Origin of the sequence: Kumtagia ephedrae, assembly GCF_003012745.1 — a bacterium.
GTDB lineage: Bacteria > Pseudomonadota > Alphaproteobacteria > Rhizobiales > Rhizobiaceae > Kumtagia > Kumtagia ephedrae.
On the sequence record NZ_PXYK01000014.1, the window covers coordinates 1 to 24651 of the forward strand.

General features: G+C 67.2%; 21 protein-coding genes. 13 read left to right on the forward strand and 8 right to left on the reverse strand.

Features of this window, described 5'->3' with window-relative positions; all coding sequences use genetic code 11:
* Positions 1-27 precede the first annotated feature (27 nt).
* The 10 genes from C7I84_RS15235 to C7I84_RS15280 all read left to right on the forward strand — a co-directional run bounded on the left by C7I84_RS15235 (position 28) and on the right by C7I84_RS15280 (position 13075).
* On the forward strand, positions 28-810 hold the full coding sequence (locus tag C7I84_RS15235; RefSeq protein WP_106773059.1) for a carnitinyl-CoA dehydratase: 783 nt from the start codon (positions 28-30) through the stop codon (positions 808-810).
* Between the two features lie 175 nt (positions 811-985).
* The gene (locus C7I84_RS15240; protein ID WP_106773060.1) at positions 986-1939 is read left to right on the forward strand and encodes an alpha/beta hydrolase; all 954 of its coding nucleotides are present in this window, start codon (positions 986-988) and stop codon (positions 1937-1939) included.
* Positions 1936-3942, forward strand: coding sequence for a CocE/NonD family hydrolase (locus C7I84_RS15245; RefSeq protein ID WP_106773061.1), 2007 nt, complete (start codon positions 1936-1938; stop codon positions 3940-3942). The genes C7I84_RS15240 and C7I84_RS15245 overlap by 4 nt, the downstream gene beginning before the upstream one ends.
* Before the next feature lie 149 nt (positions 3943-4091).
* A complete protein-coding gene (locus C7I84_RS15250) occupies positions 4092-5675 on the forward strand; it encodes an ABC transporter substrate-binding protein (protein ID WP_106773062.1) in 1584 nt (527 codons plus the stop codon).
* Between the two features lie 16 nt (positions 5676-5691).
* Complete coding sequence (locus tag C7I84_RS15255) at positions 5692-6648, forward strand: ABC transporter permease (protein WP_106773063.1); 957 nt, start codon at positions 5692-5694, stop codon at positions 6646-6648.
* 9 nt (positions 6649-6657) lie between these two features.
* Complete coding sequence (locus C7I84_RS15260; protein WP_106773064.1) at positions 6658-7482, forward strand: ABC transporter permease; 825 nt, start codon at positions 6658-6660, stop codon at positions 7480-7482.
* On the forward strand, positions 7482-9152 hold the full coding sequence (locus C7I84_RS15265; protein ID WP_106773065.1) for an ABC transporter ATP-binding protein: 1671 nt from the start codon (positions 7482-7484) through the stop codon (positions 9150-9152). Before C7I84_RS15260 ends, C7I84_RS15265 begins: the two co-directional genes overlap by 1 nt.
* Before the next feature lie 302 nt (positions 9153-9454).
* Positions 9455-10831, forward strand: a complete 1377-nt coding sequence (locus tag C7I84_RS15270; RefSeq protein WP_106773066.1) for an aspartate aminotransferase family protein — start codon at positions 9455-9457, stop codon at positions 10829-10831.
* Positions 10832-10863: 32 nt separating this feature from the next.
* Positions 10864-12252, forward strand: a complete 1389-nt coding sequence (locus C7I84_RS15275) for a glutamine synthetase family protein (protein ID WP_106773067.1) — start codon at positions 10864-10866, stop codon at positions 12250-12252.
* Between the two features lie 133 nt (positions 12253-12385).
* Positions 12386-13075 carry a UdgX family uracil-DNA binding protein gene (locus C7I84_RS15280; protein WP_106773068.1) on the forward strand — a complete coding sequence of 230 codons (690 nt, stop codon included), beginning with the start codon at positions 12386-12388 and terminating at the stop codon, positions 13073-13075.
* A 561-nt stretch (positions 13076-13636) separates the two neighbouring features.
* On the opposite strand, the gene C7I84_RS15285 is transcribed toward C7I84_RS15280, so the two are convergent.
* The 4 genes from C7I84_RS15285 to C7I84_RS15300 form a co-directional block, all read right to left on the reverse strand.
* Entirely contained in the window at positions 13637-14902 is a 1266-nt protein-coding gene (locus C7I84_RS15285) for a glycerate kinase type-2 family protein (protein WP_106773069.1), read from the reverse strand.
* A gap of 32 nt (positions 14903-14934) precedes the next feature.
* Positions 14935-15438 carry a heme-degrading domain-containing protein gene (locus C7I84_RS15290; RefSeq protein ID WP_106773070.1) on the reverse strand — a complete coding sequence of 168 codons (504 nt, stop codon included), beginning with the start codon at positions 15436-15438 and terminating at the stop codon, positions 14935-14937.
* A 163-nt stretch (positions 15439-15601) separates the two neighbouring features.
* Positions 15602-16918: a guanine deaminase gene (gene guaD, locus C7I84_RS15295; protein ID WP_106773071.1), complete on the reverse strand. Its 1317-nt coding sequence runs from the start codon at positions 16916-16918 to the stop codon at positions 15602-15604.
* 472 nt (positions 16919-17390) lie between these two features.
* A complete protein-coding gene (locus C7I84_RS15300) occupies positions 17391-18611 on the reverse strand; it encodes a urate hydroxylase PuuD (RefSeq protein ID WP_106773072.1) in 1221 nt (406 codons plus the stop codon).
* A 145-nt stretch (positions 18612-18756) separates the two neighbouring features.
* Between C7I84_RS15300 and C7I84_RS15305 the strand changes: the two genes are divergently transcribed.
* Complete coding sequence (locus C7I84_RS15305) at positions 18757-19677, forward strand: LysR family transcriptional regulator (protein ID WP_106773073.1); 921 nt, start codon at positions 18757-18759, stop codon at positions 19675-19677.
* 48 nt (positions 19678-19725) lie between these two features.
* On the opposite strand, the gene C7I84_RS15310 is transcribed toward C7I84_RS15305, so the two are convergent.
* Together C7I84_RS15310 and C7I84_RS15315 are read right to left on the reverse strand one after the other, a co-directional pair.
* Positions 19726-20721, reverse strand: coding sequence for a hypothetical protein (locus C7I84_RS15310; RefSeq protein ID WP_106773074.1), 996 nt, complete (start codon positions 20719-20721; stop codon positions 19726-19728).
* Between the two features lie 45 nt (positions 20722-20766).
* Entirely contained in the window at positions 20767-20991 is a 225-nt protein-coding gene (locus C7I84_RS15315; protein WP_106773075.1) for a hypothetical protein, read from the reverse strand.
* A 98-nt stretch (positions 20992-21089) separates the two neighbouring features.
* On the opposite strand from C7I84_RS15315, the gene dps reads away from it, so the two are divergent.
* A complete protein-coding gene (dps, locus tag C7I84_RS15320) occupies positions 21090-21572 on the forward strand; it encodes a DNA starvation/stationary phase protection protein Dps (RefSeq protein ID WP_106773076.1) in 483 nt (160 codons plus the stop codon).
* Between the two features lie 419 nt (positions 21573-21991).
* On the opposite strand, the gene C7I84_RS15325 is transcribed toward dps, so the two are convergent.
* Positions 21992-22459 (reverse strand): SRPBCC family protein, encoded by a 468-nt coding sequence (locus tag C7I84_RS15325; RefSeq protein ID WP_106773077.1) that lies wholly within the window; start codon positions 22457-22459, stop codon positions 21992-21994.
* A gap of 118 nt (positions 22460-22577) precedes the next feature.
* Here C7I84_RS15325 and C7I84_RS15330 point away from each other — a divergent pair, with 118 nt between their 5' ends.
* Complete coding sequence (locus C7I84_RS15330; RefSeq protein ID WP_106773078.1) at positions 22578-23120, forward strand: winged helix-turn-helix transcriptional regulator; 543 nt, start codon at positions 22578-22580, stop codon at positions 23118-23120.
* A gap of 392 nt (positions 23121-23512) precedes the next feature.
* On the opposite strand, the gene xdhC is transcribed toward C7I84_RS15330, so the two are convergent.
* On the reverse strand, positions 23513-24508 hold the full coding sequence (xdhC, locus tag C7I84_RS15335) for a xanthine dehydrogenase accessory protein XdhC (protein ID WP_106773079.1): 996 nt from the start codon (positions 24506-24508) through the stop codon (positions 23513-23515).
* Positions 24509-24651: the final 143 nt, after the last annotated feature.

The following is a 24651-nucleotide window of genomic DNA, read 5'->3' on the forward strand; positions in this document are numbered from 1 at the left end:
GGGGGAGGAAACGCTGGAGCACCTGCAATGACCGACGTGATCACCACCCGCCGCGAAGGCGCCATTCTCCAAGTCACGCTCGACCGGCCGAAGGCCAACGCCATCGACCTGAAAACTTCGCGGCTGATGGGAGAAACGTTTCGCGCCTTCCGCGACGACCCGGAGCTGCGGGTCGCCATCGTCAGGACGGCCGGTGAAAAGTTCTTCTCGGCCGGCTGGGACTTGAAGGCGGCGGCGAGCGGCGACGCGGTCGACGGCGATTATGGTGTCGGTGGCTTCGGCGGGTTGCAGGAATTGCGCGACATGAACAAGCCGGTGATCGCCTGCGTCAACGGCATGGCGGTGGGCGGCGGCTTCGAGCTGGCGCTGTCCTGCGACTTGATCTACGCCTCCGAGCATTCGAGCTTCGCCCTGCCGGAGATCCGCGCCGGCACGCTGGCCGATGCGGCGACGGTGAAGCTGCCGAAGCGCATTCCCTATCATGTCGCCATGGACCTGCTGCTCACCGGCCGCTGGATGGACGTGGCCGAGGCGCATCGCTGGGGTCTGGTCAACGACGTGCTGCCGGCCGACCGGCTGGAGGAGCGGGTGTGGGAGATCGCTCGGCTGCTCGCAGGCGGCCCGCCGCTCGTCTTCGCGGCGATCAAGGAAGTGGCGCGGGAGGCCGAGGCCATGACCTTCCAGGACGCGATGAACCGCATCACCAAGCGCAAATTCCGCACGGTGGACGAGCTCTATGCGTCGGAGGACGGGATGGAGGGATTCCGAGCGTTTGCAGAAAAGCGTGACCCGGTGTGGAAGGGGCGGTGAGAATGGACGCGGCGCAATCCCTCCTCCTCGAGGGGAGGGTGCCGAACGAAGCGAGGCGGGTGGGGTCGCCCCGGACGTGCGCGACGCCAATCGATGCCGCGCGCTGCCGCACCGACCCCACCCGTCCAATCGCCTTTGGCGATTGTCCACCCTCACCTCGAGGGGGAGGGATGCCATGACCGACTACGCCGCGCTGATTGATGCCGAGACCTGGGCGTTCATCGAGCGCACCAACAGCCACTACCCGCCGGACACCGTCGACTACACGGTCGCCGAGCAGCGGGCGATCTACGACCGCATGTGCCGCGCGTTCTTCGTTGGCTATCCCGAAGGCGTGACGGCGGAAACGACCGCGATACAGCTCTCAGACCGTGCCATCCCGATCCGCGTCTACCGCAGCGCCACGCCGGACACGGCGGCGATGGTGCTCTATCTCCACGGCGGCGGTTTCATGCTCGGCGGGCTGGACAGCCATGACGACGTCTGCGCGGAGCTTTGTGGCCGCACCGGCTTCGAGGTCGTGGCCGTCGACTACCGGCTCGCGCCGGAATTCAGGCACCCGGCGGCCTTCGACGACGCAGTTGCGGCCTTCCACTGGGCGGCGGCGGCCTATGCGCGTCCTGTCGTGCTCTGCGGCGATTCGGCTGGCGGCAACCTTGCCGCGGCGGTCAGCCATGCGACGCGCGGTCGAGTCCGCGCCCCGGCCGGCCAGGTGCTGATCTATCCCGGCCTCGGCGGCGACCGGAACCTGCGCTCCTACCGCGAGCATGCCGAGGCGCCGATGCTGACGGTGCGCGACCTCGACTTCTACGCCACCATCCGTGGCGGCTCGTCCGGCGACGCCACGCAGAGCCCGCTCGCCGACACGGATTTTTCCGCCCTGCCGCCGACGGTCGCGATCGCGGCGCAATGCGATCCGCTGTCCTCGGACGGCGAAGCCTATCGCGACCGCATCCTTGCGGCGGGCGGCAAGGCGTGGTGGCATGAGGAGCAGGGGCTGGTGCATGGTTACCTGCGCGGCCGGCACGCGGTCGGCCGGGCGGGCGCCAGCTTCTCGCGGATCGTCGAGGCGGTGTCGGCGCTCGGCCGTGGTTCGTGGCCCTATGAAGAGGGCGGGAAGAAGTCATGAAAACCATCACCAGCTTCCCGAGAAAGATCGTCGAGAACCCCGACGTCGGCATCGCCATGGGCGACGGCTGCGTGCTGTCGGCGCGCATCTGGCTGCCGGCCGATGCCGAGCAGGATCCGGTGCCGGCGATCCTCGAGCACCTGCCCTACCGCAAGCGCGACGGCACGACGGCGCGCGACTGCCTGACCCATCCCTATTTCGCCGGCCATGGCTATGCCTCGATCCGCGTCGACATGCGCGGCAACGGCGATTCCGAAGGGCTGATGGAGGACGAGTATACCGAGCAGGAGCTGGCGGACGCCTGCGCCGTGATCGAGTGGGCGGCGCGTCAGCCCTGGTGCAACGGCAAGGTCGGCATGATGGGCATCTCCTGGGGCGGCTTCAACGCGCTGCAGGTCGCGGCCAGGCAGCCGGAGGCGCTGAAGGCGATCATCACGCTGTGCTCCACCGACGACCGCTATGCCGACGACATCCACTACAAGGGCGGGCTGCTGCTCAACGAGAATCTCGGCTGGGGTTCGACCATGCTCAGCTATTCCTCGCGCTCGCCCGATCCAGCCGTCGTCGGCGACAATTGGAAGGCGATGTGGCTGGAGCGGCTGGAGAATGAACCGTTCCTGCCGGCCGTCTGGCTGCGGCACCAGCGGCGCGACGCCTACTGGAAGCGCGGCTCGGTCGGCGAGGATTTTTCGAAGATCAAGGCGGCGACGCTCGCAATCGGCGGCTGGGGCGACGCCTACAAGAACGCCGTGGCGCGCCTCGTCGAAGGGATCGGCGGGCCGACAAAAGGCATCGTCGGTCCCTGGATCCACAAATACCCGCACTTCGCGGTTCCCAAGCCGGCTATCGGCTTTCTGCAGGAGGCCCTGCGCTGGTGGGATCGTTGGCTCAAGGACAAGGAGACCGGCGTCGAGGACGACCCGGCGATGCGGCTCTACCTGATGGACTCCGCGCCGCCGCGCGACTGGTACGAGGAGCGGGCCGGCCGCTGGATCGCGGAAGCGCAATGGCCGCCACCGGCGATCAGGGCGCGGCGCTTCTCATTGGCCGGAGGCGGCGTGCTCACGGAAGGCGAGGCCGCGCTCGAGCCGACGCCTGTCGCCTCGCCGCAGGATTGCGGCATGGACGGCGGCGAATATTGCGCGATCTGGCTCGGGCCGGAAATGCCGGGCGACCAGCGGGCGGACGATGCGAAGTCGGTCTGCTTCGACACCCGGCCGCTCGGAGCGTCGATCGATATCGTCGGCGCACCGGTCATTCGGCTGACGCTGTCAGCCGACAAGCCTGTCGCCTTGGTGGCGGTTCGGCTCTGCGACGTGCATCCCGACGGCGCCTCGACGCGCATCACCTATGGCGTCTTCAATCTCTGCCATCGCGAAAGCCATGAGTTCCCGAAAGCCATCGTGCCTGGGGAGGCGATGGAGGTGGAATTCAAGCTGGACGACATCGCCTATCAGATGCCGGCCGGACACAGGCTGCGGGTGGCGGTGTCCTCGGCTTACTGGCCGATGGTGTGGCCCTCGCCGCAGCCGGTCATGCTGACGCTGCTTGCCGGCCATGTCGACGTCCCCGAGCGCCCGGCGGGCAGCGGCGACGAGGCGACGTTCGAGGAGCCGGAGGCGGCGCGTCCGTGGAACACGCAGACCGTCCGGCCGTCGAGCAACAGCCGCAAGGTCGAGCGGGACGCCGCGACCGGTGCGGTGACGCTCGCCATCGTCGACGATTTCGGCGAAATCCGCGATGCCGACCATGGGCTGGTCAATGGCGGCATCGCGCGCGAGCGCTGGACTATCCATCCCGACGATCCGCTGTCGGCGCGCGGTGTCACGCACTGGACGTCAACGCTATCGCGCGACGGCTGGTCGCTGCGCACCGAAACCTTCTCCGCCATGCGCTCCGATGCTGACACTTTCCACCTGACCGGCCGCATCGAAGCCTATGAGGGCGAGACGCTGATCTTCGAACGCGACTTCAAGGAGGAGGTGCCGCGCGACCATATTTAAACCGATTGAGGTTTGGGCCAGCGGAGCGTTGTCATTTACGCCACGTCATGTCGTAATCCGTACCGCACGCACTTGCCCGATGCCGTCAATATCCTGACAATCACAACCATAAATCCAAGGGTCAAACCCAACCGAGTGAGGAACATAGAATGTCGAAAGAACTGGAATTCCTGAGTCGTGGGGTGGTTGCCGGCAAGCTCAGCCGGCGCGACTTTCTGGGGCGTGCCGCGGCGCTGGGCGCAACCGCCGTCTTCGCCAACTCGCTGCTCTCCTCCGCCGCCAAGGCGCAGTCGCCGGTAAAGGGCGGCATCCTGCGCGCCGGCATGCAGGGTGGTGCCGCCACCGACAGCCTCGATCCCGCCTCCTGGTCGAGCCAGGTGCCGTATTTCTTCGGCCGCCAGTGGGGCGAGCAGCTCGTGCAGATCGATGCGACCGGCGTTCTTCAGCCGGCCCTGGCCGAGGAATGGGGCGCCTCCGACGACGCCAAGGTGTGGACCTTCAAGATCCGCCAGGGCGTGCAGTTCCACAACGGCAAGGAGATGACGCCCGCCGACGTGCTCGCCACCATGGAGCGCCACTCCGACGAGGCGTCGAAGTCCGGCGCGCTCGGCATCATGGGCGGCATAGAGAACGTCAAGGTCGACGGCCAGAACGTGGTCTTCACACTCAAGGAGGCGAACGCCGACCTGCCCTTCCTGCTCGACGATTATCACCTGATGATCCAGCCGAACGGCGGCAAAGACAATCCGACCGAGGGCATCGGCACCGGGCCGTACAAGGTGACGGTCAACGAGCCGGGCGTCCGGCTCGGCGGCGAGAAGTTCGCCGGCTACTGGCGTGACGACCGCGGCTTCGCCGACCAGATCGAGATCATCGTCATCAACGACGCTACCGCCCGCACCTCCGCCTTGCAGGGCGGCCAGGTCAACATGATCAACCGCGTCGAGCCGAAGATCGTCGAGCTGATCAAGCGCGTGCCGGGCGTCACCATCCAGAACGTCGCCGGCAAGGGCCACTATGTCTTCATCGCCCACTGCAACACGGCGCCGTTCGACAACAACGACCTCCGGCTGGCGCTGAAATACGCGCTCGACCGCGAGGAACTCGTGCAGAAGATCCTGTTCGGCTACGGCTCGGTCGGCAACGACACGCCGATCAACAAGGCCTATCCGCTGTACACCGAGATGGAGCAGCGCACGTTCGACCCCGAGAAGGCGGCCGAGCACTACAAGAAGTCCGGGCATAGCGGCCCGGTGCTGCTGCGCACCTCCGACGTCGCCTTCCCCGGCGCGGTCGACGCCGCCCAGCTCTACCAGCAGAGCGCCGCCAAATGCGGCATCACGCTGGAGATCAAGCGCGAGCCGGGCGACGGCTACTGGTCGGAAGTCTGGAACAAGCAGCCCTTCTCCGCTTCCTACTGGGGCGGTCGGCCGACGCAGGACCAGATGTATTCCACCGCCTACTATTCCAAGGCGGACTGGAACGACACCCGCTTCCAGCGCGAGGACTTCGACAAGATGCTGTTTGCGGCACGCGCCGAGCTCGACGTCGAGAAGCGCAAGAAGATCTACGCCGACATGGGGCAGATGGTGCGCGACGAGGGCGGTGTCATCACGCCGATGTTCAACGACTTCATCGACGCCACCGGGCCGAACGTCGGCGGCTGGGCACCGGACGGCAACCAGGAGATGATGGGCGGCTACGCGCTGTCCAAGTGCTGGCTCAACGCCTGAGACCGGCCTTGCGGAGATGTCCCCCATCGTGAAGCTCATCGCCCAGCGCATCGCGCTGGGCGTGCTCCTGCTTTTGGCCGTCTCGGTCCTGATCTTCGCCGGCACCCAGATCCTGCCCGGCGATGTCGCCCAATCGATCCTCGGCCAGTCGGCGACGCCGCAGGCGCTGGCCAATCTGCGCGAGGAGCTCGGACTCAACGATCCCGCCTATATCCGCTACCTGAGATGGCTGGGCGGCGTGCTGACGGGCGACCTCGGCACGGCGCTGTCGAGCCGGCAGGACATCGCGGCCTCGATCTGGCCACGGCTGAAGAACACGCTTTTCCTGGCGTTCTGGGCCGCGCTGGTGTCGGTGCCGCTGGCGATCGTGCTCGGCCTGCTCGCCGTGCGCTACCGCAACGGCTTCGTCGACAAGCTGATCTCCGGCCTGGCGCTGGCCTCCACCTCACTGCCGGAATTCTTCGTCGGCTACCTGCTGGTGTTCTTCTTCGCGGTGAAGCTGCAATGGTTTCCCGGCATCTCCACCGTCTATGACGGCATGCCGTTCGGCCAGCGCATGATGGCGATCGCGCTGCCGGCAACCGCGCTGACGCTGGTCGTGCTCGCCCATATGATGCGCATGACGCGGGCGGCGATCCTCAACGTCATGCAATCGGCCTATATCGAGACGGCCGAGCTGAAGGGGCTCAGGGCCTTCGACATCATTCGCAAGCACGCCTTCCCCAACGCCATCGCGCCGATCGTCAACGTCGTCATGCTCAACCTCGCCTTCCTTATCGTCGGGGTGGTCGTGATCGAGGTGATCTTCGTCTATCCGGGCATGGGGCAATATCTCGTCGACCATGTCGCCAAACGCGACGTGCCGGTGGTCCAGGCGGTCGGGCTGATCTTCGCCGCCGTCTATATCGGCCTCAACATGGTGGCCGACATCGCGGCGATCCTCGCCAATCCCCGGCTCAGGCATCCGAAGTGAGGCGCGACGATGTCTGAGCTCAGAAAAATCCCGATCGGCGCCTTGATCGGCCTCGTATTCACGGCGCTGTTCCTGCTCGCCGCCATCCTCGCGCCGTGGATCGCTCCCTACGGGCTGGGCGAGACCGTCGGCCAGGTGTGGGAGCCGTCCTCGGCCAGCTTCCTGCTCGGCACCGACAATCTCGGCCGCGACCTGCTGTCGCGCATGATCTACGGCGCCCGCACCACCATCTTCATCGCCGTGCTCGCCACGGCACTGTCCTTCATCCTCGGCTCGGTGCTGGGCTTCACCGCGGCCGTGGTCGGCGGCTGGTTCGACACCACCATGTCGCGCTTCGTCGACCTGCTGATGGCGATCCCGACGCTGATCTTCGCGCTGGTCGTGCTCTCCGTGCTGCCCACGACTCTGGTCACGCTGATCCTGGTCATGGGCATCCTGGACTCCACGCGGGTCTACCGCCTGGCGCGCGCCGTCGCCGCGGACATCAACATCATGGATTACGTGGAAGCAGCAAAGCTGCGAGGCGAGGGCACTCGCTGGATCATCTTCCGCGAGATCCTGCCCAACGCGCTGTCGCCGTTGGTGTCGGAACTCGGCCTGCGCTTCATCTATGCGGTGCTGTTCCTGTCGGCGCTGTCCTTCCTCGGTCTCGGCGTGCAGCCGCCGTCGGCCGACTGGGGCGGCATGGTGAAGGAAAACAAGGACGGCATCGTCTTCGGCATTCCGGCCGCCCTGATCCCGGCCGGCGCCATCGCGGCGCTGGCTATCTCGGTCAACCTCGTCGCCGACTGGATCCTCAACCGGACGACGAGCCTGAAGGGAGGACGCGGCTGATGGTTGCAAAAGCAACTGCCCCGAAGGCGGCAAGAACCGGTCCGCTGCTCGACATCCGCAACCTGCGCATCGAGGCGACGGTCTATCCGCCGGGCGAGCCGCCGAAGACGATCACGCTGGTGCACGACGTGTCGCTGACGCTCGAACGCGGCAAGGTGCTGGGGCTGATCGGCGAGTCCGGCGCGGGAAAGTCGACGATCGGCCTGTCCTCCATGGGCTATGGCCGCGGCGGCGTGAAGATAACCGGCGGCGAGGTGGTGCTGAACGGCCGCGACATCCTGAAGGGCGGCGTCGGCGGACTGCGCAGGCTGCGCGGCCGCGAGGTCTGCTATGTCGCGCAATCGGCGGCGGCCGCCTTCAACCCGGCGCACCGGCTGATGGACCAGGTGGTGGAGGCCTCGCTGCTGCACGGCGTCGCCAGCCGCGCCGAGGCCGAGCGGCGGGCGATGGCGCTGTTCAGGAAGCTCAGCCTGCCCAGCCCGGAGACGATCGGCCAGCGCTATCCGCACCAGGTCTCGGGTGGGCAGTTGCAGCGCGTGATGACGGCGATGGCGCTGTGCCCGGAGCCGGACCTGATCGTCTTCGACGAGCCGACGACGGCGCTCGACGTCACCACCCAGATCGACGTGCTCGCCGCCATCAAGGAGGCGATCCGCGATACCGGCGTGGCGGCGCTCTACATCACCCACGACCTCGCCGTGGTGGCGCAGGTCGCCGACGAGATCATGGTGCTGCGCCACGGCCGGCTGGTGGAATGGGGCGGCACGCGCCAGATCATCAAGGAGCCGCGGCAGGAATACACCAACGCGCTGGTGTCGGTGCACGAGATCGCGCATCAGGAGCAGCAGCCGGGGAAAACGCCGGCGCTCTCGGTCAAGAACGTCACTGCCGCCTATGGCGGGGGCCACGTCAAGGTGCTGAAGAACGTCTCGGTCGACATCTTTCCCGGCCAGACGCTGGCCGTCGTCGGCGAATCCGGGTCGGGAAAGTCGACGCTGGCGCGGGCGATCACCGGGCTTTTGCCGCCCGAGCAGGGGTCCGTCACCTTTGCCGGCAGGACGCTCGGCAACCGGCTCGCGGACCGGCCGAAGGAGGATCTGCGCCAGCTGCAGATGATCTACCAAATGGCCGACGTGGCGATGAACCCGCGCCAGACGGTGGGGACGATCATCGGCCGGCCGCTGGAGTTCTATTTCGGCCTGCGCGGCCGGGAGCGCGACGCCAAGGTCGCGGAACTGCTCGACAAGATCGAGATGGGCAAGGGCTTCGTCGACCGTTATCCGGCCGAGCTGTCGGGCGGGCAGAAGCAGCGCGTCTGCATCGCCCGGGCGCTTGCAGCCAAGCCCAAGCTGATCATCTGCGACGAGGTGACCTCGGCGCTCGACCCGCTGGTGGCGAACGGGATCCTCAAGCTTTTGCTGGACTTACAGAAAGAGGAGGAGGTTGCCTACCTCTTCATCACTCACGACCTCGCGACGGTGAGGTCGATCGCCGATTCGATCGCGGTGATGTATCGCGGCGAGGTGGTGCGCTACGGACCGAAAAGCCAGGTGCTGGCGCCGCCCTTCGACGCCTATACCGACCTGCTGCTTTCCTCCGTCCCCGAGATGGAGATCGGCTGGCTGGAGAAGGCGATCAAGGGCCGGCGCATGGAGAGCGCGGGCAACTGATTGATACGTCGCGATTTCGGGCGAACCATTTGTCATTTCACTCGGCCTCCAGCAGGAGGGCGGAGAGATTTGACGAGGGGATAAACTTCCACCCTGGCCTCTTTGCGGCACGAAAAAACGAAGGGATTTCAGCGGCCTGCTGATCCAAACCCCTTTATGCCGGCCGGAATTTGTTCACACCCTTCGGTGCATGGCCAGGAAAGCGCAAATTCCGTTCAAGCTGGTGCTTCCGGCGGCCATTTCGTCGCCATTGCCGCGCCGCCGCCGCCTCGACTAGAGTGCCGGCGCAAGCAGGGGGCCACATGGACACCATGTCATCCAAAAATTCCGGCGGCATCGCGCCGGCGCGGATCGCGGAGCTGCGCGAGAGGGAGGCGGCGGTCTTCCGCGCGGCGCGGCCCAAATCGGCAAAGGCCTTCGGCGAAGGACTGCAAGACTATCTCGGCGGCGTGCCGATGCTGTGGATGCAGGACTGGCCGACGCCGTTTCCGATCATGGTCGAGAAGGCGAAGGGCGCGACCATCGTCGACGTCGACGGCAACCGCCTCGCCGATTTCTGCCTGGGCGACACCGGCTCGATGTTCGGCCACTCGCCGGCGCCGGTGGCGCGCGCCATCCGCCGCCAGAGCGGGCGCGGGCTGACCTACATGCTGCCCTCCGACGATGCCGTGGCGGTAGGAAAGTTGCTCGCGCAACAATTCGGGCTGCCGCGCTGGCAGATCGCCACCACCGCCAGCGACGCCAACCGCTTCGCGCTGCGGGTCGCCCGGTCCGTCACCGGCCGCGGCAAGATCCTCGTCTTCAACGGCTGCTATCACGGCGCCGTCGACGAGACCTTCGTTCGCCTCGATCATGGTAAGCCGGCAAACAAGCGCGGCCTGTCCGGCGAATATCGCGATCTCACCGAGCATACCAAGGTTGTCGAGTTCAACGACGCTCCTGCGCTGGAAGCCGCGCTGGCGGCACGGGACGTCGCCTGCGTGATCACCGAGCCGGTGCTGACCAATTGCTGCATTGTGCCGCCGCAGCCCGGTTTTCACGACGCGCTTCGGCGGTTGACGCGGGAAACCGGCACGCTGCTGCTGATCGACGAGACGCATACGATCTCGACCGCGCCGGGCGGGTTCACGCGTGGGCACGGGCTGGAGCCGGATCTCTTCGTGCTCGGCAAGCCTGTCGCCGGCGGCGTACCTGCAAGCGTCTGGGGCCTGTCGGCCGAAACCGCAGAGCGCTACGACCGCTATCTCTCGGCCAAGGAGCCCGGCTATTCCGGCATCGGCACGACGCTGTCGGCCAACCCGCTGCAGTTCGCCGCCATGCGCGCCACGCTGGAAGAGGTGATGACGGAGGAGAACTATGCCGGCATGGAGCGGCTCGCCGGGCTACTGCAGGCGGGCCTGCAGGCGGCGATCGAGCGCCACCGGCTGCCGTGGCACGTCGCCCGCGTCGGCGCCCGGGTCGAGTTCATCTGCGCGCCCGGGCCGCTGCGCAACGGCGGCGAGGCCGACGCCGCGCACGCGCCGGAGCTGGAGGCGGCGATCCATGTCGCGCTGGTCAATCGCGGCGTGCTGATCGCACCCTTCCACAACATGATGCTGGTGTCGCCGGCGACCTCGCAGCGCCAGGTCGACCGGCTGGTGGCCGCCTTCGCGGATATTGCCGCGGCGCTCGCGGCGTGAGAAAAGCGCCCGGACAAGCAATCAGGCGGAAAATGACCTCACCTTCCGGCTCCAGCCTCGACGAGGCGAAGCGTTTTCTCGACGCCAATCCCGATATCGAAGCCTTCGACATCGTGCTCACCGACGTGAACGGCATCGGCCGCGGCAAGATCATCCGCCGCCACGAGCTCGCCGGCGTCTACGAGAGCGGACGTCACCTGCCGATCTCCATCCTCGGCCTCGACATCACCGGCGAGGACGTGCACGAGACCGGGCTGATCTGGGATTCCGGCGACGGCGACCTGCGCGCCTGGCCGATCCCCGGCACGCTGGTGCGGCTGCATGGCACCAGCCCGGCGCGCGGGCAGGTGCTGATGGCGATGTACCACCTCGACGGAACGCCGATGACTTCGGACCCGCGCCACGCGCTCGCCCGGCAGGTGGGAAAGCTTGCCGAGAAGGGGCTTCACCCCGCCGGTGCCTTCGAGCTGGAGTTCTTCCTGCTCGCCAACGAGCGCGACGCGGAAGGCCGCGTGCAGCCCGCCAGCGCCGTGCTCGACGGCCGCCGCAGCGGCAAGACCGAGGTCTATTCGGTCGACCATCTGCACGGCATGGAGCCGCTGTTCTCCGACATCTACGCCGCCTGCGCGGCGCAGGACATCCCGGCCGAGACCATCATCTCCGAATATGCGCCGGGCCAGTACGAGCTGACGCTGCGCTACCGCAAGGACGCGATGCGTGCCGCCGACGATTTGGTGATGCTGAAGCGCATCGTGCGGGCGCAGGCGCGCCGCCACGGTGTCACCGCCTGCTTCATGGCCAAGCCGATCGAGAAATATGCCGGCTCGGGCATGCATTTCCATGTCTCGATGCTGGACGGCGCCGGCGGCAACGTGTTTTCCGAGGCCACGGAAGGCAAATGGGCGCCGACCCTGCTGAACGCGCTGGGCGGGCTTGCCGGCACTATGGCCGAATCCATGCTGGTGTTCGCCCCGCACGCCAATTCCTGGCGGCGCTTCGTGGCCCAGTCCTATGCGCCGGTGGCGCCGACCTGGGGCGTCAACAATCGCTCGGTGGCGCTGCGCGTTCCGGCCGGCGACGTGAAGAACCGGCGCATCGAGCACCGGCCGTCCGGTGTCGACGCCAATCCCTACCTGGTGGCCGCAACCGTGCTCGCAGGCATCGCCAAGGGCCTCGACGAAAAGCTCGATCCCGGCCCGGAGACCACCGGCAACGGCTACGCCGCCGAAGCGCCGGCCGGCGGCACCATGCCGTCCGACTGGCGCGGCGCCATCGAGGCGGCCAAGGGGTCGGCGTTCCTCAGGCAGGCGCTGGGCGAGGACCTGCACCGCACCTTCACCGAGATAAAATTCGCGGAATATCTGCGCGTCGCCCGCACGGTCAGCGAGCTCGACTACCACCTGTATCTGCACGAGGTGTGAGCGGACCGAGTCGCGATCGCGGCTCGCCGGAACCTCTCCGCCGCAGGGCGGTTGAGGGAGAGCCGATGCGCAGGCCGCGCGGCCGACCAGACGGGTCCGAGCATCGCAGTCCTGCCAGGCCGGGAGATGCAGAATGCCGACCGCACCCGCACCGCATCAGCAAAGAACCGAGGCGAGGCGGCCGCTGTCGCGCGATCTGCCGGCCGACCCGACTGGCGAAAGCGCCGCCGCCGCGCGCACCATCGCGGCGGTCAGGGAGGTGGCCGAAGGCTGCCGCCGCTGCCCATTGTGGCGCAACGCCACGCAGACCGTCTTCGGCGAGGGGCCGCAAAGCGCCAGCGTCGTTTTCGTCGGCGAGCAGCCTGGCGACCAGGAGGATCTTGCGGGCAAACCGTTCGTCGGGCCGGCCGGAAAAGTGTTCGACGCGATTCTCGAGGAGGCCGACGTCGACCGGCAGAAGACCTATGTCACCAATGCGGTGAAACACTTCAAGTTCGAGCCGCGCGGCAAGCGGCGCATCCATTCCAAGCCGAATGCCGGCGAGATACAGGCCTGCCGTTGGTGGCTGGACAAGGAGCTGGCGCTGGTCAAGCCGGATCTGGTCGTGGCGCTCGGCGCCACGGCGGCGCAATCCCTGCTGGGCAAGGCGGTTCCGGTGACGAAAATGCGCGGGCAGGTGGTGGAGCGCGAGGACGGGCTGAAGGTCTTTCTGACCATCCACCCGTCGTTCATCCTGCGCATCCGCGAGCCGGCGGACAAGGACGCCGAACGGGCGCGGTTCCGACAGGATATGCGGGCGGTGAAGAAGCTGATGGCGGCGTGACGTCGAACGGCCCCCTCTCCGTCTCGCCCTTCGGGCTCGCCACCTCTAGCTCACCTCCTGCTTCGCGCTAAGGCATATGCACATCTCGGCCATCAGTTTTGAGCCGGCTTGGTTCTGCGTCGGCTTTGTAGCTTCGAGTCCGAGGCCTGGATTCCCGACACTCTCCGCTCGCTGCGCTCGCTCACGAGGTCGGGAATGACGACAGTGATGTTCTGTTTCAGCCAATCGCCAACGTTGGTGACTAGCGGAGACGTCGATAACTGTCGTCATTCCCGACCTCGTGAGCGAGCGCAGCGAGCGGAGAGTGTCGGGAATCCAGGCCTCGGCGATGGCGAAGTCAAAGTCGGTGAAGACGTTTCTGCCTACCAAGACTCTGCTGCCGACATATGTATATACCCTAGCACTTTCGTGGGGCGAGGCAGCGCTGCCGCAGTACGGGCGCTCCTCCAGCTTGGGTTCCTCGCCCCGCAAAGCGGAGGATTGGTGGCGAGCCCGAAGGGCGAGACGGAGAGGGGGGATGGTGCTTGGCAACGGCCCAAGCGGCAAGGCCTCAGGCGGTAGTCACCGCACCAAAATCGCCCTGAGATCGTTGACGTTGGTCCCCGTCGGCCCCGGCACGAACAGGTCGCCGGCGGCACTGAAGGCGGTCCAGGCATTGTTGGCGGCAAGCAGCGCCTTGGCGTCGGCGCCGGCGGCGCGCATGCGTGAGACGCTCGCGCCGTCGGCGAAGGCGCCGGCGTTGTCCTCCGAGCCGTCGATGCCGTCGGTGTCCGCCGCAAGCGCGTGGATGCCGTCGAAACCGTCGATGCCGACGGCGAAGGACAGCAGGAACTCGCTGTTGCGCCCGCCCTTGCCACCCTTGCCGCGCAAGGTGACGGTGGTCTCGCCGCCCGACAGCATCAGCACCGGCCGGGCGAAGGGGCGGCCGCGCAGCGCGACCTCGCGGGCGATCGCAGCATGGACGGAGCCGACGTCGCGCGCCTCGCCCTCGATCGAATCCGAGAGGATCACCGCCTCGACGCCGTGGCGGCGGGCCTCCTCGGCAGCGGCTTCGAGCGACACGGCGGCGGAGGCGATGACATGCACCTCGTTGCCGGCGAAACGGTCATCGTCCGGACGCGGCGCGTCGGCGCCTTTCGAGCGCAGATGCGCCGTCACGGCGTCCGGCAGGCTCATGCGGTAGGCCTCCACGATGGAGAGCGCCTCCCCGCGCGCCGCCGCGTCCGGCACCGTCGGGCCGGAGGCGACCAGCGCGGGATTGTCGCCGGGAATGTCGGAGACCACCAGCGACACGACCTTTGCCGGCCAGGCGGCGGCCGCGAGCCGTCCGCCCTTGATGGCCGACATATGCTTGCGCACCGTGTTCATGGCCGAGATCGGCGCGCCGGAGGCGAGCAGCGCCTCGTTGACGGCGATCTCGTCGGCCAGCGTGAGCCCTTCCGGCGGCGACGGCAGCAGCGCCGAGCCGCCGCCGGAGACGAGCGCCACGACGAGATCGTCCCCGGTCAGCCCTGAAACCGCCGACAGCAGGCGGCGCCCGGCGCGCAGGCCGGCTTCGTCCGGCACAGGGTGCGCGGCTTCCAGCACCTCGATGCGCTCGCAGGTCGCGCCATAGCCGTAGCGCGTCACCACGACGCCCTCGATCGGCCCGTCCCAGGCCTTCTCGAAGGCGGCGGCCATCTGGGCCGAGCCCTTGCCGGCGCCGATGACGACGACGCGGCCCTTCGGCTTCGCCGGCAGATGCTTGCGGATCGTGAGCTCGGGGTCGGCGGCGGCGACCGCCGCCCTGAAGATCGACGTGAGAAGGGAGCGCGGCTCGACGGTCATGGCTTTACTCGCTGGGATCGACGGGCGGGTGATCAGCTTGCGGCGGCCGGCAGGGCCAGCGCCTCATGGTCGAGGCCGAGCTGGGCGCAGAGTGCGGCGACCACGACGGCATGGTCCTGCCGCTCCGGCAGGCCGGAAACCGCGATCGCGCCGATGACGCCGGCGCCCTTGACCGTGATCGGGAAGCCGCCGCCGGCAAGCACGTAGTCGGCCGGGTCGAGCCCGTCGCCGGGCGGAAAGGTGCGGTCCGGCCGGGCCTTTTCCAGCACCATGCGGTAGGTGCTGCGCTGGAAAATGCGCACGACGTTGCGCTTGCGCCGCGCCCAGTTGGGGTTGGAAGCGGTCGATCCCGGCAGGGCGGCGTAGAAGAGCGGGCGGTCCCAGAGCTGGATGTCGATGACGATCGGCAGTTTTTCCGCCAGCGCCCGGTCGCGGATGCGCGAGCCGAGCGCAAAGGCGGTCGTCTCGTCGAAGGCGTCGAAGGCAAGCGCGGCTTCCTGCCGGGCGATTCTGGCTATGTCTTCCGCAGCGGCCATGACAATCCTTGCAAAAATTTCGGCAAGTCACCGGCTGGAAGCACCGGCGACGGATGACGTTTGCGTGATCGGCTCCGACGCGGAGGTCTCACACCGGCGGGGAAAAGTAAACCGCCTGCCGGGTCAGGTCGCTTGAAAGGTCGGCGCACGCTCCGAGGATTGCCTATGCCTGGACGGCCAGATCGCTCTTGGCCGGGCGGCCCGCGATATAAACCTCGCGCACGGCGCGGTCGTCGCCCAGCGTCTGCAGCAGGAACAGCTCCTCGGCCAGCGTCGCGACGGTCTCCATCCTGAGCCGCATGACCGGCGTGGCGCGTGAATCGAGCACCGCGATGTCGGCGTCGGTGCCGGGCTCCAGCGTGCCGATGCGCTCGGTGAGCGACAGCGCCTCGGCATTGCCCAGCGTCATCTGCCAGAAGGAGGCGAGCGGGTTCAGCTTCTCGCCGTTTAGCGCGATCACCTTGTAGGCCTCGTCCATGGTGCGCAGCATCGAATAGCTGGTGCCGCCGCCGACGTCGGTCGCCGTGGCGATGCGCAGCGGGTTTTCGCGGGTGCGGAAACGCTGGTAGTCGAACAGGCCGGAGCCGAGGAAGAGATTGGAGGTCGGGCAGAAGACGGCCACCGAGCCGGATGCCGACAGGGCGTCGGCCTCGCGTTCCGACAGGTGGATGCAGTGGCCGAACAGGCTTTTTGCGCCGAGCAGGCCATAGTGTTCGTAGACGTCGGTGTAGTCCCTGGACCAGGGATAGAGTTTTTGGGTGAAGGCGATCTCGGCGAGGTTCTCCGACAGGTGCGTCTGCATGTGCAGGTCGGGATGCTCGCGCATCAGCGCCTGCGCCATCTCCATCTGCTCGGGCGACGAGGTGATGGCGAAGCGCGGCGTCACCGCATAATGCTGGCGGCCCCTGCCGTGCCATTCGGCGATCAGCGCCTTGCTGTCGTCATAGCCGGACCGCGGGGTGTCGAGGACGCCGTCCAGCGCGTTGCGGTCCATCATCACCTTGCCGGCGACGTTGAGCATGTTGCGGTCGTGCGATTCGGCGAAGAAGGCGTCCGCCGATTCCTTGTGCACCGAGCAGTAGGCGACCACGCTGGTGGTGCCGTGGCGGATCAGCTCCTCGAGGAAGAGCCGGGCGATGCGGCGGCCGTGCTGGGTGTTGCGGAATTTCGACTCTTCCGGGAACGTGTAGGTGTTCAGCCAGTCGAGCAGCTCGGCGCCGTAGGAGGCGATGATCTGCATCTGCGGCATGTGGGCGTGGCAGTCGATGAAGCCGGGCAGGATGAGATGCGGCCGGTGGTCGACGATTTTCACGCCATCGCCGGCCTGCGCCTTCACTTCGGCGAAAGTGCCGGCGGCGGCGATCTTGCCGTCGCGGAGGAGCAGGCCGCCGTCCTCCTCGTAGCGGCAGGCGGCGAGATCGTCGGGCCCCTCCGGCCAGCGCAGGAAGGAAAGGGTGCGGCCGCGAAGTAGGGTGGTCATATTGCGGCCCTTTCCCTCTTGCCAGGCGATGCGCCCCCTCCACCGCCGGAGCCTGTCCTCGGGCCGGCCTTCGGCCGGACCCGGGGGGCGGTCCCCCTCCCCCGCTTCGTAGGGGAGGAACCGACGCTGCGGCCGTCCACGCCCTTGATCCTCCCCCGTTTACGCAGGGCTATCGCATATGAGTTGTATCGGAGTGGCAGACAGCTCTGCGTCGTCATTCCGGGGCCGCGCAGCGGAACCCGGAATCCAGAGTGCCGACGCTGCTCGAAATTCCTGGATATTTGCGACGTTTCGCTTTTCCTTCGACACCAACGCTCTGGATTCCGGGTTCCGCTGAGCGGCCCCGGAATGACGATCAACATCGGCATATGCGATTGCCCTGCCCGTTTACGGTGGAGGGGGACCGCCCCCCGGGTCCGGCCGAAGGCCGGCCCGAGGACAGGCTCCGGCGGTGGAGGGGGCGTATGGCGCATCATCGCGCCTCCTCGAACCACGCCACCAGCAGCGCCCGCTCCTGCGGCGTCATCTGGGTGACGTTGCCGGGCGGCATGGCGTGGCTGCGGCCGGCCTGCAGGTAGATCTCGCGGGCATGGCCGGCGATGGCAGCGTCGCTCTCCAGCACGACGCCCTTGGGGGCGAAATAGATGCCCTCGTAGGAGGGCTCGGCGGCGTGGCACATGGCGCAGCGGCCGAGCACGGTGTCGCGCACGGCCGGGAAATGCGTGGAGGCGACCAGCGTCGGATCGACGGCGGTGGCGGCGGCCTGCGGCTCGCCGGTCAGCACCTTGGGCACGGTCGACAGCCAGATGATGACGACGAACAGGATTGCCGCGGCGAGCCAGGTCCAGGTCGGGTTTCCCTTGCGGGCATGCCGCGTGTTGAAATAGTGGCGGATCAGCACGCCGATCATGAACACCAGCGAGGCGATGATCCAGTTGAACTCGGTGCCGAACGCCAGCGGATAGTGGTTCGACAGCATCAGGAATAGGACGGGCAGCGTCAGGTAGTTGTTGTGGGTCGAGCGCGTCTTGGCGATCTTGCCGTATTTCGGGTCGGGCGTGCGGCCGGCGATCAGGTCGGCGACCACGATCTTCTGGTTGGGGATGATGATCATGAAGACGTTGGCCGACATGATCGTGGCGGTGACGGCGCCGAGATGCAGGAAGGCGGCGCGGCCGGAGAAGAGCTGCGTATAACCCCAGGCCATGAACACGACGATGGCATAGAGCACCAGCACCAGCAGCGTGTCGTTCCTGCCGAGCGGCGACTTGCACAACAGGTCGTAGACCAGCCAGCCCAGCGCCAGCGAGGCGAGCGAGATCAGGATCGCCACCGGCGCCGAGACGTCGAGCACGTTGCGGTCGATCAGGAAGAGGTCGGCGCCGGCGTAATAGACGATGGCCAGCAAGGCGAAGCCCGACAGCCACGTGGCGTAGGATTCCCATTTGAACCAGGTCAGATGCTCCGGCATCTCGGCCGGCGCCACCAGGTATTTCTGGATGTGATAGAAGCCGCCGCCATGCACCTGCCACTCCTCGCCATGGGCGCCGGCGGGCAGGCCGGGACGCTGGCGAAGGCCGAGGTCGAGCGCCACGAAATAGAAGGACGAGCCGATCCAGGCGATGCCGGTGATGACGTGCAGCCAGCGGGCGGCGAAACTCAGCCAGTCCCAAAGGATCGCGATATCCAGCATTACGGCACCTCACCCTGTCCGTCCGATTGTCGCGGCATCCGGCCCCGCTGGAAAGGGCAAAGATGCACGATGACTTTCAAAAAAAACTGGAAAATAATGGCGCCGGCCGGGGTCGCGACGCGTCGGCCGGGGAACCGGAGGCTGGATGGCCTATCTCGACAATCTCACCGTGTTCGTGCGCGTGGTGGAGCTCGGCAATCTGTCGGCCGCCGGACGCGACCTGCGCGTCTCGCCGGCTGTGGCGTCCAACCGCATCAAGGAGCTGGAGAAGCATCTTGGCGTCAGGCTGTTCAACCGCACGACGCGGCAGCTGATGCCGACCGAGCAGGGCACGGTGTTCTATGACGGCGCCAAGCGTGTGCTCGACGCCATCGCCGAGGCGGAAGCCGCGGTCAGCGCGCTGTCGGGCCAGCCGCGCGGCACTATCCGGGTCACCGCGCCGCTCGGCATGGGGCGCCGGCTGATCGCCTCGGGCATTCCGGAATTCCGCGACCGCTATCCGCAGATCGAGGTGCGGCTGAGGCTCTCCGACCACAATGTCGACATTATGAAGGAGGGCATCGACGTCGCCTTCCGGCTCGGCCTGCTCGAGGATTCCAGCCTGCGCATGCGCGGCGTCATGGAGTGCGAGCGGGTGCTGGTCGCCTCGCCGAAATATCTGGAGGCGCGCGGCGAGCCGACCGCGCCGCAGCAGCTGGTCGACGACGGCCACGATTGCCTGCTGCTGCGCTTCCCCGGCGTGCGCGAATATTTCTGGACGCTGGCGACGCCGTCGGGCCCGATGAAGATCGAGGTGAGGGGGCCGTTCGATTCCGACGACGGCGACGTCATCACCGGCTGGGCGCTGGCCGGCCGCGGCATCATCAACAAGCCGCGCTTCGAGGTCGAGCCGTTCATCCGCGACCGCCGGCTGAAGGTGATCCTTGCCGACACGCCGCCGCCGCCGATCCAGCTCGCCGCCGTCTATCCGCACAAGAAGCTGCAGGATCCGAAGGTGCGGCTGCTGCTCGACTTCATGGCCGAGCGCTGCCAGCGGCTGATCAAGGATATTCTGGCAGGAAAATAGCCCGCATCCAATTGGATGCGGGCTGACTCGTCGCGGAGTCCAACGCGCCTACCAGGGTCGCGCCCAGTCGGCGAAGAAGGTCTGCTTGTCGCGGTGGTTGCCGCCCAGCGTCGCCGCATAATAGGCGGCGACGGCGCTGACGAACAGCGACGCGGCGGTGATGAAGGCGGCCAGCATGGTGAGGCGGCGGGCGCGGTCGGCGGCGGCCCGTGCCTGCGCCTCCAGCTCGGCCGCCTGCTGGGCGAGCTGATCGACGCGCTGCTGCGCCTCTTCCGGCGGAATGCCGGCGCGCTGGGCGACGGTCGACACCAGATATTGCCGGTCGGCGTCGTCCATCTGGCCGTCGGCGATGGTCGACAGCAGGATGCGGGTGAACTCGCCGCGATCGCCGGTCGTGTCGCGCGCCGCGGCATCCGGAGCTGGAGCGGGACTGGCCGCGCCGGGGGCCGGGGCTGCGGTATCCGGAGCAGGCGCAGCGGGAGCGGCGGCGCCCTCGGCCGGCGCGGCAGTACCCGGGCGCAGCAGCCGGTCGAGCAGGAGCTCGTTCTGGTCGAGCGCCTCGCCCGCCGCTCCGGCCACGCCCGAGACGGCGGTTGCCGCCGCGCCGCCCGCGGCGGACACTGCCGATGCCGCGGTGGAGGCCGCGCCGCTGATGCCGGAATAGGCGATGAAGGCGCTGATCAGCACGCCCAGCGCCCAGACGGTGAGGCCGTGGGCGCCGTCGCGCAGGTCCGATTCCAGCTCGCTGGCGTCGCCGAAGCGGCGGCGCAGCCGGCCCGCGAGATAGCCGCCGGCAAAGAAGCTGGAAATCTGCACCCACAGCAGCCACAGCGCCGCGGCGATGGCAAAGCCCGTAAGCGAGATGCCCTCGCCTTCATAGGCCGAAGTGAGCGACAGACCGAGCGCCGACCCGAACGTCAACAGGACGAAGGATACGGCCGTGGCGAGAAACGTACCGGCCAGGATGGCGGGCCAGTCGACGTAGCTGCGGTCGTCCGTGACGAGGGCCGCGGGTGTGACTTGGGGATTTTCGGCGAGTGCCATGATCGTTCCTCCGACTGGTTGTGCCTTGTCCCGGCTGGCGGATGCTCAGCGGAGCCCGAACAGCGACAGGATCGCGAGGACGATGACGATAAGGCCGACAAGATAGATGATGCCGTGCATGATAGCCTCCTGCTGCGTGCTGCAGTGCAGGCCAAACAGACGGAAAGGAACAAAGTTCCGCCACAATGACGTTTTCGCGGTCCGGAAGACTTGCCGGACGGCCGCCTGGGCCACTTCCTGCTCCCCGACGGCCCTTGCAAAGATCGGCATGGCGATTGAACTTGCGTCACGACGGTGCGTTGCCGGCCGTGTAGACATCCGCAGACGCGGCCTCGCGCCAGTCCCGTTCCAACTTTGGAGAGACTTTCATGATCCCGACGCGCAACGACCTGAAATCCAACGTCAGAAGGACATCGATCGAGCTGCTCAACGCGCGGCTGGCCGAGGCGATCGACCTGGCGCTGATCACCAAGCAGGCGCACTGGAACGTGAAGGGACCGCAGTTCATCGCCGTCCACGAGATGCTGGACGGCTTCCGCAAGGAGCTCGACGGGCATGTCGACACCATCGCCGAGCGCGCCGTGCAGCTCGGCGGGACCGCGCTCGGCACTTCTCAGGTGGTCGCAAAGGACTCGCCGCTTGCCGCCTATCCGACCGACATCCACAAGATCGCCGACCATCTGGCGGCGCTGATCGACCGCTATGCCGACTGCGCCAAGAACGCCCGCGCCGCGATCGAGGAGGCGGACGAGGCTGGCGATGCCGACACCGCCGACATCTTCACCGCCTATTCGCGCGCCCTCGACAAGTCGCTGTGGTTCCTCGAGGCGCATACGCAGGAGGGCGCGTAGTCTCGCGGCGCTGGCAGAGGCGGGGCTGCCCGCCGCCCGCCCTCCCGCCGCCAGTCACAAGCGACGGCGCATCTCGTCGCCCAAGCTCCCAGACCCTCCCTTGGGCAGGGCAATTGCCTATGGAGTTACCCACCCCTAACCCCTCTCCTCAAGGCAGGGCAATCGCATATGCCGATGGTGGTCGTCATTCCGGGGCCGCGCAGCGGAACCCGGAATCCAGAGCGTTGGTGTCCAAGGAAAAGCGAACTATCCCAAAGTATCCGGGAATTCGAGCAGCATCGGCACTCTGGATTCCGGGTTCCGCTGCGCGGCCCCGGAATGACGACGCCGAGGTGTCTGCCGCGCCGATACAACTCATATGCGATCGCCCTGCCCCTGGGGGAGGGTTCCAGCCTGAATGCCGGCGGCACCTTTCCCGCTCAAGCTGCGCCCCCGTCGAGATAAAGGGCGAGCGCCTCAAGCAGGCCGCCGCAGCCATCCCTGCGGCTCGCCACCTCGTCCTTGCCGTCGAGAAAGGCGGCCTGCTCGGTGTAGACGAGCTTCGTGCCGTCGCCGTCGGGCAGGAACTCGATGGTCGCGAGCGAGGCCGAGAAGGGCGTGCCCTCCAGCGTCATCGCATAGGCGATGACGATGCGGCGGTCGGGCACGATGTCCATGTAGAGCGTTTCGTTGCCCATGGGCGGGCCGTCGCCGAAGCGGAAGCGGCTGCGCTCGGCTCCGCCGACGCGGAAGTCGGCCTCGTAGCCGTCGATCGTCCAGCCCTCGCCCTCGATGAACCATTTCCGCTTGGCGGCAGGGTCGGCGAAAGCCGCGAAGACGACGGCCGGCGCGAAAGCATAACGCCGCTCGATGGTGAAAGTGCCGTGCTGGACGGAATGCGCGGTCATCGGACTTCTCCTCTCTGTGCACCGGCCCATCGGCTTTGATGCAACCAGTTGCGATTTGCAAGCAGTTGATATCTAGCGAAACCGGTAGTACTTTGCAACTGGTTTTTTGGAGAAGAGAATGGATGCCGTTTCCGAGCATCGATCGGGGTGCCCCATCAACCTGACCGTCGAGATATTGGGAGACCGGTGGAGCCTGCTGATCCTGCGCGACATGATGTTCGGCAACCGCCGGCATTTTCGCGAGCTGCTGACCAACTCGCAGGAGGGCATCGCCTCCAACATTCTTGCCGACCGGCTGAGGAAGCTGGTGGAGCAGGGCATGCTCACCAGGGCGGACGACCCGACGCATAAGCAGAAGGCGATCTACAGCCTGACCGAGAAGGCGATCGAGCTTGTTCCCGTGTTCGCCCAGATCGGCGCCTGGGGCTCGAAATGGCTGCCGGTGAGCGAGGAGCTGTCGATCCGCGCCATCCTGCTGGAGCAGGGCGGCCCGAGGATGTGGGAGCAGTTCATGCGCGAGCTGCGCCGCGAGCATCTCGGCGAGAGCGCCGCCGACGCCGACCCGGACGAGTTGCCGGTGTGGATGCAGCTCAGGGCGGGTTATGAGGCGGTGATGGCACGCAAGGCCGGCGAGGGCGGTGCGGGTCAGACCGGCGACTGACCGCCTCAGCCCGCTACAGCGATCCGCACGATTTGGTTGCTCTACCCCCTCCGGCCCTTCGGGCCAGAGACCTCCCCCTTGAGGGCAGGGCAATTGCATATGGCAATCGACGAGGACTTTCGCCGCCTCGTACCCCCACCCCTAACCCCTCCCCACAAGGGGGAGGGGAACTTTGCGGCCGTCATGCCGCACGAAACCGTCGAGGATTGACGCCTTGCGGTGATGCCAACCAGTTCCCCTCTCCCTTGTGGGGAGGGGTTAGGGGTGGGGTAAACTCATATGCGATTGCCCTGCCCTCAAGGGGGAGGAAGGCAGCGAGCCTGGCGCCACTCCGTGCCTCGATTGGGAGGGTGCCGAGCGAAGCAAGGCGGGTGGGGTGAAAGACGCCGGTGTCAGGCCCGAGCGGTCGAGGGTTTTGCCTGCGCGCCGGCGCAAGCGGTCGCCAGCGCGGTCATGATCTCGGCGGCGGCGAGTGCCGCGATCACGGCGGGGCGCTTGTCCCTGACGGCATCGCCGCCGATCGGCGAGACGAGGCGCGCAAACGTCCGTTCGCTGCCGCCGGCGGTCTTGAGATACCAGCCGCGGAAGGTCGCCTTCTTGGTCTTCGAGCCGATCATGCCGACATAGGCCGCGTCGTCGCGCTTCAGTGCCTCGGCGACGATCAGAAAATCCAATGCGTGGTCGTGGGTGAGCACGACGAAGGCGGAGCCGGCCGGCGCCGCGCGCACCATCTCCTCCGGCACAGGCGTCAGTTTTGCCTCGACCGCCATGGGCATGCCTTCCAGGGCTTCGGCGCGGGTCTCCACCACGATGGTCCTCAGCGGCAGCAGCGAAAAGGCCGAGGCCAGCGCGTGGCCGACATGGCCGCCGCCGAAGAGATAGACATGCGGCAGCCGGGCAGCTTCGGCCGTGGCCTGGTCGAGAAGCCGGTTTTTGAGCGGTTCATCGACCAGGCGAATCGACAGCTCGACCCGCCCGCCGCAGCACTGGCCGATCTCGGGGCCGAGCGGGATGGAGAGCAGGGTCTCCCTCCCCCTTGAGGGGAGGGTGGCGGCGAAGCCGCCGGGTGGGGTCGGTGCGGCCGCGCTCGACGTTCCTTGCCGCGCCGCAAGATCAGGTCGGCGCGCTGCCGCAACAACCCCCTCTGTCGCCTTCGGCGACATCTCCCCCTCGAGGGGGGAGAGGGCGCTGCGCAGCATCTCGCGCGCCTTGTCGATCGCCATGAATTCGAGCTGGCCGCCGCCGATCGTGCCGAAGATTTTTTCCGGCGACACCAGCATCCAGGCGCCCTTCTCGCGCGGCGTCGAGCCTTTTGCCGAGGCGACCTCGACCAGGGCGGTGGGGCCGGTATCGATGAAGACAGCCAGGGACTGGACGGCGGAAGTCATAGCGCGGTGACCCACCGATTTGTGGGAAGGCCGCGTTCCGTCGCACCCCCCTCTGTCCTGCCGGACATCTCCCCCGCAAGGGGGGAGATCGGCAGCGTTGACCTTGCCGCCATTCTTGCACCGTTGGCGATTGGCGAAATCAA